The sequence below is a fragment of the Nostoc sp. genome (assembly GCF_036917395.1).
Lineage (GTDB): Bacteria > Cyanobacteriota > Cyanobacteriia > Cyanobacteriales > Nostocaceae > Nostoc.
Genome location: NZ_JBALDI010000003.1, coordinates 125358 through 138903 on the forward strand (window position 1 = coordinate 125358; position 13546 = coordinate 138903).

General features: G+C 40.3%; 7 protein-coding genes. 1 reads left to right on the forward strand and 6 read right to left on the reverse strand.

Annotation, left to right across the window (positions count from 1 at the left end; translation table 11 throughout):
• Nucleotides 1–57 precede the first annotated feature (57 nt).
• The 5 genes from V7K46_RS01850 to treS all read right to left on the reverse strand — a co-directional run bounded on the left by V7K46_RS01850 (nt 58) and on the right by treS (nt 7657).
• Entirely contained in the window at nt 58–498 is a 441-nt protein-coding gene (locus V7K46_RS01850) for a pentapeptide repeat-containing protein (protein ID WP_335110480.1), read from the reverse strand.
• 353 nt (nt 499–851) lie between these two features.
• On the reverse strand, nt 852–1904 hold the full coding sequence (locus tag V7K46_RS01855) for an aspartate carbamoyltransferase catalytic subunit (RefSeq protein ID WP_335110482.1): 1053 nt from the start codon (nt 1902–1904) through the stop codon (nt 852–854).
• Nucleotides 1905–2200: 296 nt separating this feature from the next.
• A complete protein-coding gene (gene mgtE / locus V7K46_RS01860; RefSeq protein ID WP_335110484.1) occupies nt 2201–3553 on the reverse strand; it encodes a magnesium transporter in 1353 nt (450 codons plus the stop codon).
• A 458-nt stretch (nt 3554–4011) separates the two neighbouring features.
• On the reverse strand, nt 4012–4212 hold the full coding sequence (locus V7K46_RS01865; RefSeq protein WP_298904763.1) for a hypothetical protein: 201 nt from the start codon (nt 4210–4212) through the stop codon (nt 4012–4014).
• A 58-nt stretch (nt 4213–4270) separates the two neighbouring features.
• A complete protein-coding gene (treS, locus tag V7K46_RS01870; RefSeq protein WP_335110487.1) occupies nt 4271–7657 on the reverse strand; it encodes a maltose alpha-D-glucosyltransferase in 3387 nt (1128 codons plus the stop codon).
• A gap of 998 nt (nt 7658–8655) precedes the next feature.
• Between treS and V7K46_RS01875 the strand changes: the two genes are divergently transcribed.
• Nucleotides 8656–11862 carry a glycoside hydrolase family 15 protein gene (locus V7K46_RS01875; protein ID WP_335110489.1) on the forward strand — a complete coding sequence of 1069 codons (3207 nt, stop codon included), beginning with the start codon at nt 8656–8658 and terminating at the stop codon, nt 11860–11862.
• Nucleotides 11863–12441: 579 nt separating this feature from the next.
• On the opposite strand, the gene V7K46_RS01880 is transcribed toward V7K46_RS01875, so the two are convergent.
• The gene (locus V7K46_RS01880) at nt 12442–13197 is read right to left on the reverse strand and encodes a class I SAM-dependent methyltransferase (protein ID WP_335110491.1); all 756 of its coding nucleotides are present in this window, start codon (nt 13195–13197) and stop codon (nt 12442–12444) included.
• Nucleotides 13198–13546: the final 349 nt, after the last annotated feature.

Genomic DNA, 13546 nt, shown 5'->3' on the forward strand with positions numbered 1-13546 from the left:
GTAGAGTTAGGAGTTGAATATAACTCTTAACTCATCACTTTGAAATCATACTCACCATTAGTATTCTCCACCAATGCTAATGGCAGTATTAAATACATCAGCACCGCTTAAATCAATATTAGCCAAAACTGCGCCATTTACGTCACTATTATATAAACGGGAATTACTCAAATTAACGTTGGTGAGATTGGCTTTATTTAAGATAGTATCGCTAACGAATGCTTTTGTGAGATTAGCAGACTTCAAATTAGCACCAGTTAAATCGGCACCTTCTAAGTTAGCGCCTTCGAGATTAGCTCCTTTTAAATTTGCATTTCTCAGGTCTACACCTATTAGATGAGCGCCTTTGAGGTTTGCACCTGCTAAATTACATCCCAAACATGCTCTAGTTTCCAGCAAGCGCCGGACAGGGACGGAGTTTTCTGCTTTGACGGGAATGGGAGCAGCTAAAGATAGCGTGCTGAGTATGGCTGCTGCCGTCAAAAAAATTCGTTTCATATTTACCTCCGACACTTCTAGAAGTCATTAAATTCTTAACTTCTACGCTACCAGTGTGCCAAGATTACAGAATTCTGTCCTCATGCGATCGGAGGAATACATAATTTCTATGAGACTATGTATTTTTCTGTAAAGTAGTCCGATCGGACTAAAATTAAAAGATTATTATAAATAATTTTATGTATATAGCAATCCGATTTGATTTGTGAAAAAATCTAAGTATATGTAGGGGAGCCAGCCGTGTGGGAGGGTTTCCCGACTTGAGCGGACTGGCGTTGTGTTATCGCCGAGAGTATAGTTCTAATGCCTGCTTGGCTCTGGGTGTGAAAGGAATATCTAAAGGTGGATGTCAATTAAGCCTTGCCGCTACCTAACAAATACAGTAAGGCCATGCGAACAGCAACACCACTGGTAACTTGCGATTGAATGAGACTAAATTCTGGGTCATCCATCAACTCAGAACTAATTTCAACACCACGGTTGACTGGGCCTGGATGCAAAATTTTGACGTTAGGTTTACAAAGTTGCAGCTTTGTGCGTGTAATGCCAAATAGCTGATGATATTCTCGCAAACTTGGCAGCAAATGAGCCGTCATGCGTTCCTTTTGCAGGCGCAAAGTCATGACAAAATCGGCATTCTGCAAAGCTGGTTCCAGCTGCCAATGTAGAAAAAGTTGTTGATTTTGGGAGTGGGGAGTGGGGAATGAGGGAGATGAGGAGATAACAAAATCTTGACTTCTGACTCCTGATTCCAAGATAAACTCGGCAAATAACTTGGGTAAGAGGGTGGGTGGTGCTGCCAGATGCACTTCGGCACCACTGGCAATTAAACTCCAGATATTCGATCGCGCCACGCGAGAATGGAGAATATCTCCAACAATAGCAATCTTTTTACCCTTTAAAAGCTCAAGTCGGGGGTGATCTGGGTCAATTAAAGTACAAATGGTAAATAAATCTAGCAGGGCTTGGGAAGGATGCTCATGTTGACCATCACCAGCATTGAGGACGCTAACTCGTACACCTAAACGATCCATTTCAGCCGCGATCGCATTCGGTACTCCTGCCTCTTGGTGGCGGACTACCATAATATCAGTTCCCATGGCCAAATAGGTCTTCGCCGTGTCGAGAATTGTTTCTCCCTTAGTCATAGAGGAAGTGGCTGCGGCGAAATTCAGTGTATCAGCACTTAAGCGTTTGGCAGCGATTTCAAAACTGCTGCGAGTCCGGGTAGAGGGTTCAAAAAATAAATTCGCCACCACCTGTCCCTGCAAGGTTGGCACTTTCTTCGTCCGCCGTGATAACACCTCTTGAAAACTGGCAGCAGTTTGCAAAACTGTATCATATTCAGCGGTAGTGAAATCAGCTAGGGAAAGAATGTGATGACGATTCCAGGTGGTAGTAGGCATAAATAGCAATCAGTTTCCTGCATAGAGAGCGATCACATCTCTACAGCTTTTTAATTTACATATGCAGAGGAAATGATATCACCTGTCTTATATCAAATTAGATATCTATTGTTTTGTCATTAGTCATTTGTATTCATAAAGGATTAGTACAGCACAGCGCAAATCCAGCTACCATCTCAATTAACCAGACTTGATCTGAGCAACTGGTTAAAGGTAGACAAACTTCCGCCACAGTGTACTAATGACTAATCACAGTTTTCAGGAAAAAATACGCTATTTGAACGCACATTAGCTGATTAACTTGGTAAATGTAATACCTGCAAAGCAAAGGAAATCAGGGTAAGGAACGTTAAAAACCCAATAGTATCTAACATTGTAGTCACCAACGGCCCACTAACTAGTGCTGGGTCAAGCTTCAGTCGTTTCAAACCCATTGGCAGTAAAGTGCCGAGTGTAACAGCCACAATTGTATTAGTTGCCATTACCATTCCGGCAATTAAAGCCACCCATCGCTCTTGGGGTCGTGCCCAAATTAAGGAAAGCAGGATCATCGTTGTGGCTAAAACTAGGGCTGTGGCTAAACCAGCTAAAAGTTCTTTGCGGAGAATTTTCAAGGTATCTTTGGGTGTTACCTCACCTACTCCCAAACCGCGGATTGTCACCGTTAATGATTGAATACCAACAGTGCCACCAGTGTTGGAAAAAATCGGCATGATTACTGCTAAAACCGGCACTGCGGCAATTACAGATTGAAAAGGCGCGATCGCACTGGCGGCACCAATATACAGTGCCATGATGCCCAACAGCCAAGGTAAGCGGTTACGGATGGTAAGTAAGGGAGAGGATAAAGCTGCTTCATCACCACCCACACCCGCTAGTTTTTGAATATCTTCTGTGGCTTCCTCTTCCAAAATATCCATCACATCGTCAATAGTGACAATGCCAACCAATCGGTCTTCTCGGTCAACTACAGGGATAGCGATTAAGTCGTAGCGCTGCATGATTCGCGCCACTTCTTCTTGAGGAGTTTCAGTTCTAACTTTGATGACGCGATCGCTAGAAATATCCTTGATGAAAACATCGGGAAAGGTAAACAGCAACTGGCGCAGTGAAACTACTCTCACCAGTGTCCGGTTGTCATCTGTGACGTAGGCATAGTAAATCGTCTCTTTGTCTTCGTCCTGACGGCGGATTTTGCTCAAGGCTTCACCTACAGTCAATCCTTGCCGTAACCGGACATATTCGGTTGTCATCACCCGCCCAGCAGTGCCTTCTGGATAGCCGAGAATCGTTGCTGTTGCTTGCCTTTCTTCTTGACTCAGTTCTTGTAATAGCCGTTTGATTACCCCAGCAGGTAGTTCATCAAACAATTCTGCCCGTTCATCAGGACTCATCGCTTCTACAAGTTGCACTACCTGGACATCATGCAGAGAATTAATTAGTTCTTCTTGCACCTCTGTGGGCAGATATTCAAATACATCTATTGCCTGAGCTTTATTGAGTAAACGGAATGCGATCGCGCGTTCTTTTTCAGGCAATTGCGTAATGTATTCTCCCACATCCACAGGTTGTAAGCGATTTAAATCCCATTTCAATTGGTTTAAATCGGTAGTATCAGTCAGCAAATCACGAATATCTTCTGTGAGCATAATATATATCTCCTAAGTCTCCCCCGCGCTGGGAGACTTCCTCGCCAGGTCAGAGGAGGTTTATACTGCCATCTTGTGGACTATGGTCCATAAAATCTCAACAATTCAATATCGATATCTGAATTAAGGCATCGCTAGTCATCATCCTAACCCGGAATAGCCCTCTCCGGTAGATACTGAATATTAGTATTCAGTATTTGTGATATTTATCACTAATGATTAATTTTATTGCCCTGAGTTTCAGGTAATTTTCATTAGGGCTTACGTAATAACTCTCTAAAACTCTTATTCCTACCCTGTGGTAAGCCGCTGCTGCGTCTATGTATACATTACAAGGGATAGTTCATTAATCTTGAATTATCTTCGTGTCTTTGTGCCTTAGTGGTTTCAAAATGAATTTTATTAACCACCAAAATGCAAAGACACTAAAATTAGTTGATTCAATAATACTGGTGAAACTATTTATCTCCCAAAATGATAGTTATGTCATCTATTTCGGGAGTATAAATAATTCTCTTCACTAGCCATGTTTTGTTTTTTAATTGTACTTCTTCACCTATTCTCGGAATAAATTGTAAGTTATAATACTTCCCGAGAAATTCTTCTGCATTCCCTTTCCAAAAAATTGTTCTTGTCAGTTCACCAGTTTTGTTGCTCATTTTTCTTCCTGCTGATGTTATTTATTTCTTGCAGTTATTTTGTACTATGAAAAACTGTTTAAGCAGTTTCACTCAATAATTGCAGAATAAATTTGAGTGGGATTTCTACCCAATCAGAGCGATTATTTAGTTCATCGCCTAGTGCATCAATCGCTTCCTCTAAAAGATAAGCAAAAAGCAACACATCTAGTTCTTCTGTTGTCTTTGGAAGGAAAGATTCTTTATTAGCAGTTTCTAAATAAGAATTCAAAAAGCTAGTACTAACCCAGGTATACCAAAACTGTCCCCATTGTTCTAGAAGGGGTAAATTTTCCGGCAGGATCATCCCAGATTCTTTTTGATAGTGGAGAGCTTCGTTAACTGCATAGTTGAAAGATAGCAACATTCCTGCTACATCTTGTAGAGGCGATCGCTTTATGCGTCGTTCGCTTAAACTACGATCTGCTTTGCCTTCAAAATCAGGAATAATAAAGTCTTTTCCTGTGTAAAATACTTGCGATAAATGGTAGTTTCCATGATGACGAGTCCGCAATGCAGTAATTTTTTGCCCGACAACTAACTGAAAGCGTTCTAAGATTTTCTCTTGGCTATTAAGAACTTCTAATGCTAATGGTTGACTATCGGTTGGTAAGTAGTTTGCTCGTTCTTTTAATAACCGAAATACTTGTCCAGTTAAGTTACGCCCATTTTGATATATCGAACGTTGATAAAGTGATGAAAAAGATTCTGGAGCAAAGTCTGAGCTATCTATATTTGTAGCCAGCGCTATATGAAATTCAGCTGTGGATTTACCTAGCAGTTCAACACTTTGCAGGTAAGAAGTGATAGTTGCAATTGCCAATTCTGGAATTTCAATTCTCTGTAAATCCAACAAGGAACCTGATGGCAGAGGCACCTCGGTAATAGTGGCGTGTTCTGTGGTCACTAAATCAAAGTACTTTTGCAAACTATCAAGGGTGTAGTCCCAGCCACTGCGGATATCTGAAATAAACTCTTGTAATATGCCTATAGTCGTGGCTTGGGCAGTTTTATTGCCTATTTTATTTGCAGGACGGTATTCTAAAGCACCAGTTAGGAAAAGTGAGTATTGCAAGCGTTTTTTATGGTATAGAAAACGCCGGATTTCCAAATCTGGCTGCAAACCCTCCTCGACTTTCCGGAAGAGTTTCAACAACAAGCGATCGCCATAAACTATATAAGTATTGGTTTGTTCTTCTTTATTTAGGACAGTCGGCTCATGATTGGTTAACTGTCGGCGTAATTCGGAGAATGAATCAGTAGTAGTGCCAAATAATTCTCCGGTTATCCCTTTATAAGAGTGATGATTAGCGATCGCATCATCTAGCAGTGAGGTGAGAAAGTTCTTGTCTGCTAAAGCATCAAATAAAATTCCAACTTCTTGAGTATTGGGTGGAGGAGTGTCTATTTTGCCTTGCACTCCAAGCCGTGCAATCACAGCTTGCGGCATTTCTGCCAAAAGATATGTTGCTTGCTCACCTTCTGCATAGGCGAGAAACAACAGATAAGTTTCGTTGTTTCCCTGGATATAATCTACCTGCAACCAAACAATTTGAGCTATCTGCTGATTATAGGGTAAAGAAATCGCTTCAATGATTTGTGTTGATTGTACAGTCCGGGTTTTGCCGCCAAACCAGCTACAGGTATAGAGATAGTCCCGCAGTGTTGATTCGAGAATGCTTTTTGACTCTCGTTGCAAAATCACATTCTGCCAAGAACCATTTACCAGCAAAGTTACTAAGTCTGCTTGAGGTTTAGGGGGTTGAGTTGAGCTAGATTTACGTTGTAAGGTGAACCAGTAAAACCCGTAAGGACTTAAGCTGAGGAAATAAGGCGATTCTGTAATCGCTGGAAACTCAGTGGAACCAAAAATTTCTACTGGTAGTAGTCCATTGAAGCTTGATAAATCTAACGCTACCGTTTGCACGTAATGAGATAAATTTGCTACTACCAAGACATCTTCTTCAGACGCTATCCGGCTGAAGGCAAAAACTTTGCGATTATTAGACTGTACCAATTCAAAACGCCCTTCACCCAATGCCGGAAACCGTTTGCGAGTAGCAATTAAACGTTTCATCGAATACCAGAGAGAATTGCTATTAGTCCGTTGTGCCTCGACGTTGAGGGCTTCGTAGTGGTATTCAGAGTCAACGATCACAGGTAGATACAAGCGTTGCGGGTTGCCGCGACTAAAACCGGCGTTGCGGTCAGAACTCCACTGCATAGGTGTGCGAACACCATTGCGATCGCCTAGATAAACGTTATCTCCCATGCCAATTTCATCACCGTAGTAAAGTACGGGGGTTCCTGGTAGAGATAATAGTAAACTATTGAGTAACTCAATTTGACGGCGATCGTTGCCCAAAAGCGGCGCTAATCTGCGGCGGATGCCTAAATTTACCCGCATCATCGGGTCTTGTGCATAGGCCCCATACATAAAATCGCGGTCTTCATCTGTCACCATTTCTAAAGTCAGTTCGTCATGGTTGCGGAGGAACAATGCCCACTGACAGTTATCAGGAATGGATGGAGTTTGCTGGAGAATATCTACAATCGGGAAATTATCTTCCATCCGCACCGCCATAAACAAACGCGGCATTAGGGGAAAATGAAAGTTCATGTGACACTCATCTCCCGCACCGTAATATTGAGCTGCATCTTCAGGCCATTGGTTCGCCTCAGCTAGTAACATCCGGTTAGGAAATTTCGTGTCGATGTGCGATCGCAACTCCTTCAAATACGCATGGGTTTCGGGTAAGTTTTCGCAGTTCGTTCCTTGCCGTTCGTATAGATAAGGCACAGCATCCATGCGTAGTCCATCTACACCCATCTCCAACCAAAAATCTAGAACATCAAATACCGCTTCGCGCACCAAGGGATTGTCATAATTCAAATCAGGCTGATGGGAATAGAAACGATGCCAGCAATAAGCTTGGGCAACTGAATCCCAAGCCCAGTTAGATGTCTCAAAATCTTGGAAGATAATTCGCGCTTCTTGGTATTTTTCAGGAGTATCACTCCAAACATAAAAATCTCGCTCCTGACTTCCTTTCGGGGCGCGACGTGCTCTTTGAAACCAAGGATGTTGGTCAGAGGTATGGTTAATAATTAACTCAATAATTACACGGATACCCCGCTGATGAGCAGCGCTCAAAAACGCTTTAAAGTCTTCTAACGTGCCATAGATAGGATTTATACTAGTGTAATCAGCAATATCATAACCATCATCCCTGAGGGGTGAAGGAAAAAAAGGTAACAACCAGATGGCAGTAATACCTAAATCTTGTAAATAGTCTAGTTTTTCTGTCAGCCCTTGAAAATCACCAATACCATCACCATTACTGTCGGCGAATGTCCGAACACCTAATTCGTAGATAATTGCATTTTTAAACCATAATGGGTCATCTTTCAAGCTGGAGTTTGACATTTTAAAAAAATATGCGATCGCATATCTAATAGAAGTATATTTTTACTTGATACAATCGCTGAGATTATAGCTTATTTATCTTACACAAGTAATGTATACACTTTCTTACTTAAGTAATGAAACTATCAACGAGCTATATTTAGTGATAAATAATCATCCAACCTGTGTATATACATATAATTTTTATTTAAATTTTTAGGGTACAAATATGTAACAAAACTTATTGCAATTTTCTACGATCTAGACAACGCAAAGCATCCACCCCGCAGACTGGACAGATATCTTTTGGGGGTTCCTGATATTATAAATGTAGTTTTTTTAACAATTTATATGAGTAGATCACCACTTGACAGTTACCACAAAGTCCTAAAGATTTATTCTCTTAGGTTAGTGCTGGCACAAGTCGTGGTTTAGAATCTATATTCTAGCCCTTTCAAGGTGACTCAAAAAATCTCTTTTTTCTCTCTGCGCTACGGGCAGTTTGCTCAAGTCGGGAAACCCGCCCACGCAACTGCCCTCCTCTGTGCCTCTGCGGTTAAAAAGTAATTTATTTAACCACAGAGTCCACAGAGAACACAGAGGTAAGAGGTTATAGAGGAATTTCTTTTAGAGAATTTTTACCCATCTTGAAAGAACTAAACTGTAGAACTTACGCATTGACAGGAAATACTAAATGTGTAGTATGGATTTTAGGCATTAAATCTTCGTTTATTTTACTTTTATAGTTGTAGCGAACTGCAAACATCCAGATATTTCTCGACATTTCCGCCCATTTACTTACTCTGATGCGTAATGATAAAAATTTAAACAAATATCATATTTTAGTTTGGGAACACTAAAATTAAGTACCCAGAAACTTTTTAACACGAGATAATAATAAACTCACACCACCCTTAGCTGTTGTCCCATCAACCATTACAGAACTTGTTCTGGGTTGGTTTAGGTAATTCACTTTACAGTCATCGGGTCGAATTCTGCAAGTAGTTATAAACCAAATCATGAAAACATCTACCAAATTGCTAGCTCGTCTGGAGTATTACTACCAGCAAATCAAAACGATCATTCTAACTCGGCAGAATCCGATTACTGGTTTACTACCTGCAAGTACAGCGATTACAGCCCACGGTGATTATACTGATGCCTGGGTGCGAGACAACGTTTACAGCATTTTGGCGGTTTGGGGTTTAGGACTTGCATACCGCAAGATTGATGACGATCAAGGACGCACCTATGAACTAGAACATAGTGTGATCAAACTGATGCGCGGGTTGCTCTTTGCGATGATGCGACAGGCTCATAAAGTAGAGACATTTAAACATACTCAGTCGCTACTGGATGGACTGCACGCCAAATATAATACCGCGACTGGTGATATTGTTGTTGGTGATGACCAATGGGGACATTTGCAACTTGATGCCACATCTATATTTTTACTAATATTGGCGCAAATGACCGCTGCCGGATTGCAAATAATTTATACGATTGATGAAGTGAATTTCGTCCAAAATTTGGTTTACTACATTGGACGAGCTTACCGCACACCAGATTACGGCATTTGGGAACGTGGTAATAAAATTAATCGTGGTAATGCTGAGTTAAACGCCAGTTCCGTAGGTATGGCAAAAGCTGCTTTAGAAGCTATCAACGGACTAGATTTGTTTGGTGTACGTGGTAGTCAAGCATCGGTAATTCATGTGCTACCAGATGAAATCGCCCGCGCCCGGATTACTTTAGAATCCCTATTACCGAGGGAATCTGGTTCCAAAGAAATTGATGCGGCGCTGTTAAGTATTATTAGTTATCCTGCCTTTGCAGTGGAAGACTCGCAGTTACGCGATCGCACTTTAAAAGATATTATCAGCAAACTCGCAGGTAAATATGGCTGCAAACGCTTCCTGCGTGATGGACACCAAACCGTTTTAGAAGACAATCACCGCTTACATTACGAACCGTGGGAACTGAAGCAATTTGAGCATATTGAATGCGAATGGCCATTATTTTTCACTTATTTAGTTCTAGATGGATTATTTTGCGGCGAGCCAGAACAAGTCCAAAAATACCAAGAGCTTTTAGAATCATTACTTATAGAACAAAATGGTTTACGTTTATTGCCAGAACTTTATTATGTCCCAGCCGAAAGTATAGAAGCAGAAAAGGTAGCACCACAAACGCAACCACGTTTGCCCAATGAAAATATTCCCTTAGTGTGGGCACAGAGTTTATATCTTCTTAGTCAAATGTTGAGTGAAGGGTTACTTGCTATTGGTGATATCGACCCTTTGGGAAGACATTTGTGTGTGGGAAAACAGCGTGAGGCATTGGTACAAATTGCTTTATTAGCAGAAGATGAAGATTTACAGACGAAACTAGAAGTTCACGGAATCGAAGCACAAACACCTACCCAAGTAGAACCGATTCAGGTGAGAAAAGCTGGAGAGTTTTCCGCTATTTATACCCAAATTGGACGTAATGAAAAACTTGGTTTAACTGGGCGGCCAGTGCGGCGGCTGCGGAGTTTAACAACATCTAGAATCTTTCGGATTAGCGGTGAAACAATTGTATTTTTGCCTTCATTCTCAGACTCTCAACAGTTTTACTTAACCCTTGATTACCATTTTCTATTAGATCAAATTAGAAGCGAACTAGCTTACATTCAAAAATATTGGAGCGATTTAGGGCGTCCGACTATGACTTTAATGTTGACGCACACCATGTTAGAAGCAGGTTCAAAAGCATTATTAGAACTGATGCAAGAACTGAAAGATGGTGTTTGTAACGGTGTGCGGGTGAAATTAGGGCGGCTAAATCAGCTAATGCTGACAGCTGGAATCCAAAGAATTGATTTTCTCCCAAATGCAGAATTCTCGCGATCGCCAGTGAAAAATGCTGGACTACGTTGCTATTATCTAGCTTATCATCCTGATAAAAACTGGCGCTTAGGACATACCCAAGAATTTCAAATGGAGTGTGAAACCAACTTGGGATTATTACTTTCTTATTTGCGCTCATCAGAGAATATCTACGAGCAAATTGAGTTATTGCAAACTTTAATTCGCTTGCAGGGAATGAAATTTGATACGGGCTATGGTGGCCCAGGATATCCTGTCACTGTAGGCGATTTACTAGATGAAGTTTACACCAAAGCTGGAGATTTAAGTATTTGGGCAGTGGTACGCCGGGCTGCGGGGTTACGGCAAATGGTTGATATCAGCCTATCAGATGCAGTCACGAGTATTTTGGTACGGGGTAAGCAAATTGCTGTGGGTAAAGCTTACAGTGAGGCGTCCTTGATTACCGTACCCATGTCACACGATGAAATTGCTGATAAAATTAATCATTTTTGCCGTGAAGATATACGCGATCGCGTCCTTACTCAAGAGATTTTAATCTATATTGGAATTTTAATTCGCTCAGAACCCAAACTATTTCAAGGACTATTAACGCTGAGAGTCGGCTATCTCATCTTATTGATCGCCAGCGAACTAGCGCGGGAATTGCACCTCACTCAAGATGAAGCTTACGATCGCTTAATGCAACTTTCACCCTTTGAAGTTAAAGTGCGCTTGCGTCAGGTATTAACTGGATATAGTGGCATGAGTAACCTGTTGCGCCAGCAAGAATCACTCCATGTCAAACAAAAAGAAAGTGATATTGCTTGGGTGGTTTTACCAGGAATCGCCGAAGGGATAGAAGTTCCACCGGGTGGTTGGCGGCGGTTTCGCCAAGCCGAGGGTGCGACAGGGCGCGTACCCAAAGAATTTTTTAAGCAAGTTTGGCTATTAATGCGACATTGCAAAGGTCTAGTAATTGGCGATAAACTAGAGCGCCGCAATCGTTTAGATAGTGAGGTGATGTTGTCAGAAATGACAGCAGGGGAAAGAAATTTTGCTCTCTTGGTTGAGCATTTGCTAAATAAAATCGAAGCTCCAGAATATCGCCAAGTTAATATTGAAGCATTAGTAGAATTAGGAGCGATCGCAGCTAATAATCCAAAGTTGCAAATCGAAGAATATATCGTGTTGGATGTGTTAATTGGTCATGCAGTGCGATTAGCATGGCTAGAAAACCATACTGATCGCAGCGATCGCTATGATGAAGATAAAGCTAGTGCGTGGCGATCGTTTTACAATACCTCTCCTAGAGATTGTGCTAGTTATATTTTGAAGGCATTTAGGTTCTTGACAGAATTTGTTAAAGATTTTTAAACGTAGAGAACGGCATTTCGCCGCTAAGGACTTTACTCGTACTTAATTATACATAATTTAATGATACTCTCTCTACAAAGCTCACTGAAATAATGCTTATTGTTAAGTTAAATATAAATTTTATAGCACGGCGTAAATAAACATACCATTTCAAATGGTGCAAAAGCCCGGAATACAATTCTTTTGACTTTTGACCCTTCGACTGTCCTCAGGGTCAAGGCTGAACGAAGCCGAAGCCTTGACTTTTGACTTCCGCCTTACGCTACTAGTGTGTATCAATAAGAATAGCTATAAATCTGTAAGGATTCAGGTCATACCAAAATGTCTACAATCGTTTTCTGATAACATTTTCCGGGGATTAGTCACAATTTGATATTCTCAATAATAATTAGCTAACGCCTATATTTCCGTGGCTTATTGTGACTAAAGTCCAGTAATAAGCCAAAGTCAATTTTCAAACTAGCTCTGTGACTGAGTTTCAAACACCTGAATCCTTACATAAATCTATATGTACCCTATTAAGTAAGAATTTCAATAATTTTATGGGCACTAGCCATACTATACCCAGTTTTCACCGATCTATTTAATCAGTTTGTTGAGACCACGCTTTATCTTAGCGAAAGCACTTGTGTAAGTCTCGTTAAATTCAACACTATATTTTTTGCTATCAGAAGATATCTTTCTTGCAACAGCCCAATTCCGGTCTGGATACACTACAATCTCAGAATAGTTTAGATGTTGCTTGACTAAAAAGTTAATAATTTCACGGATTTGAGGTGTATTTATTTCTACTTCCGACAAATTACGATGAGTGATTCCATCAGTTACATCTCTTGTTTTATTCACATCTGCATATCTCCAATTATAATCATCAAATATTATCAAACCATTTTGTTTTAGTAATTTATCTACGAGAAAAAAGGTAAATCCATCAATAGTCCAGTTTTTCGGACCATCAATTATACATAAATCATATTCTTCTTGACAAACATCGTTTGTAGTCAGTCTTTTAATGTCATCATGCAAAAACCAGGTATAACCTGTTTGCATACGAACAATTTGTACAAAGTTCTCTAAACCAGTTGTTGCTAATTGTTCTTCTACTGATGGTCGAAAGAATTCTTTTGCCTCTAGCAAATCCACAGATGTAATTTTCCCTGTACCAAGCTCATCTAGTGCAGCAGCCATGTAACAAGTTCCAGTACCATGTGCTACTCCTAATTCAAGAATATTTGTTAACTTCTCACGAATAATCAAATCATACAGATAACGTGCGTTTTCAGGAACAATATAAGGTACATTCTTAACTTTTTCACTGATCTCGTCAAATTTCATAGTTTTCTACCAGCTATGTCGGGGTTTAAATTATGTTTCTATGTGAGTAAACTAGTCAGAAAATGCTATCTATCACAAATTATTCAAGATTTCAATAGAGAATTTAGAAATTCTTAAAATATCTCTGTTTTTTTAGGATTTTTCTCTTAAAAAAGGTAATAAAACCTTCTTTTCTAGCTTTTAGGAGTCTACTATAATTTTTAGTGTAATCGACATCATCAAAAATCTTTTTACATAAATTCATATAGTTTGGTTTTTCCACGCCGTTCTACTTAAAAAAATCTTTACTGATAGGAGTTATAGACATTATTATTTGTTGACTAAAAGGATTCTTGACAAAAAATTCCCC

Bases quoted from the DNA above. Each gene is read 5' to 3' on its own strand.
- V7K46_RS01850 (WP_335110480.1), bottom strand. From the start codon at position 498: ATGAAACGAATTTTTTTGACGGCAGCAGCCATACTCAGCACGCTATCT.
- V7K46_RS01875 (WP_335110489.1), top strand. From the start codon at position 8,656: ATGAAAACATCTACCAAATTGCTAGCTCGTCTGGAGTATTACTACCAG.
- V7K46_RS01880 (WP_335110491.1), bottom strand. From the start codon at position 13,197: ATGAAATTTGACGAGATCAGTGAAAAAGTTAAGAATGTACCTTATATT.
- treS (WP_335110487.1), bottom strand. From the start codon at position 7,657: ATGTCAAACTCCAGCTTGAAAGATGACCCATTATGGTTTAAAAATGCA.
- V7K46_RS01855 (WP_335110482.1), bottom strand. From the start codon at position 1,904: ATGCCTACTACCACCTGGAATCGTCATCACATTCTTTCCCTAGCTGAT.
- V7K46_RS01865 (WP_298904763.1), bottom strand. From the start codon at position 4,212: ATGAGCAACAAAACTGGTGAACTGACAAGAACAATTTTTTGGAAAGGG.
- mgtE (WP_335110484.1), bottom strand. From the start codon at position 3,553: ATGCTCACAGAAGATATTCGTGATTTGCTGACTGATACTACCGATTTA.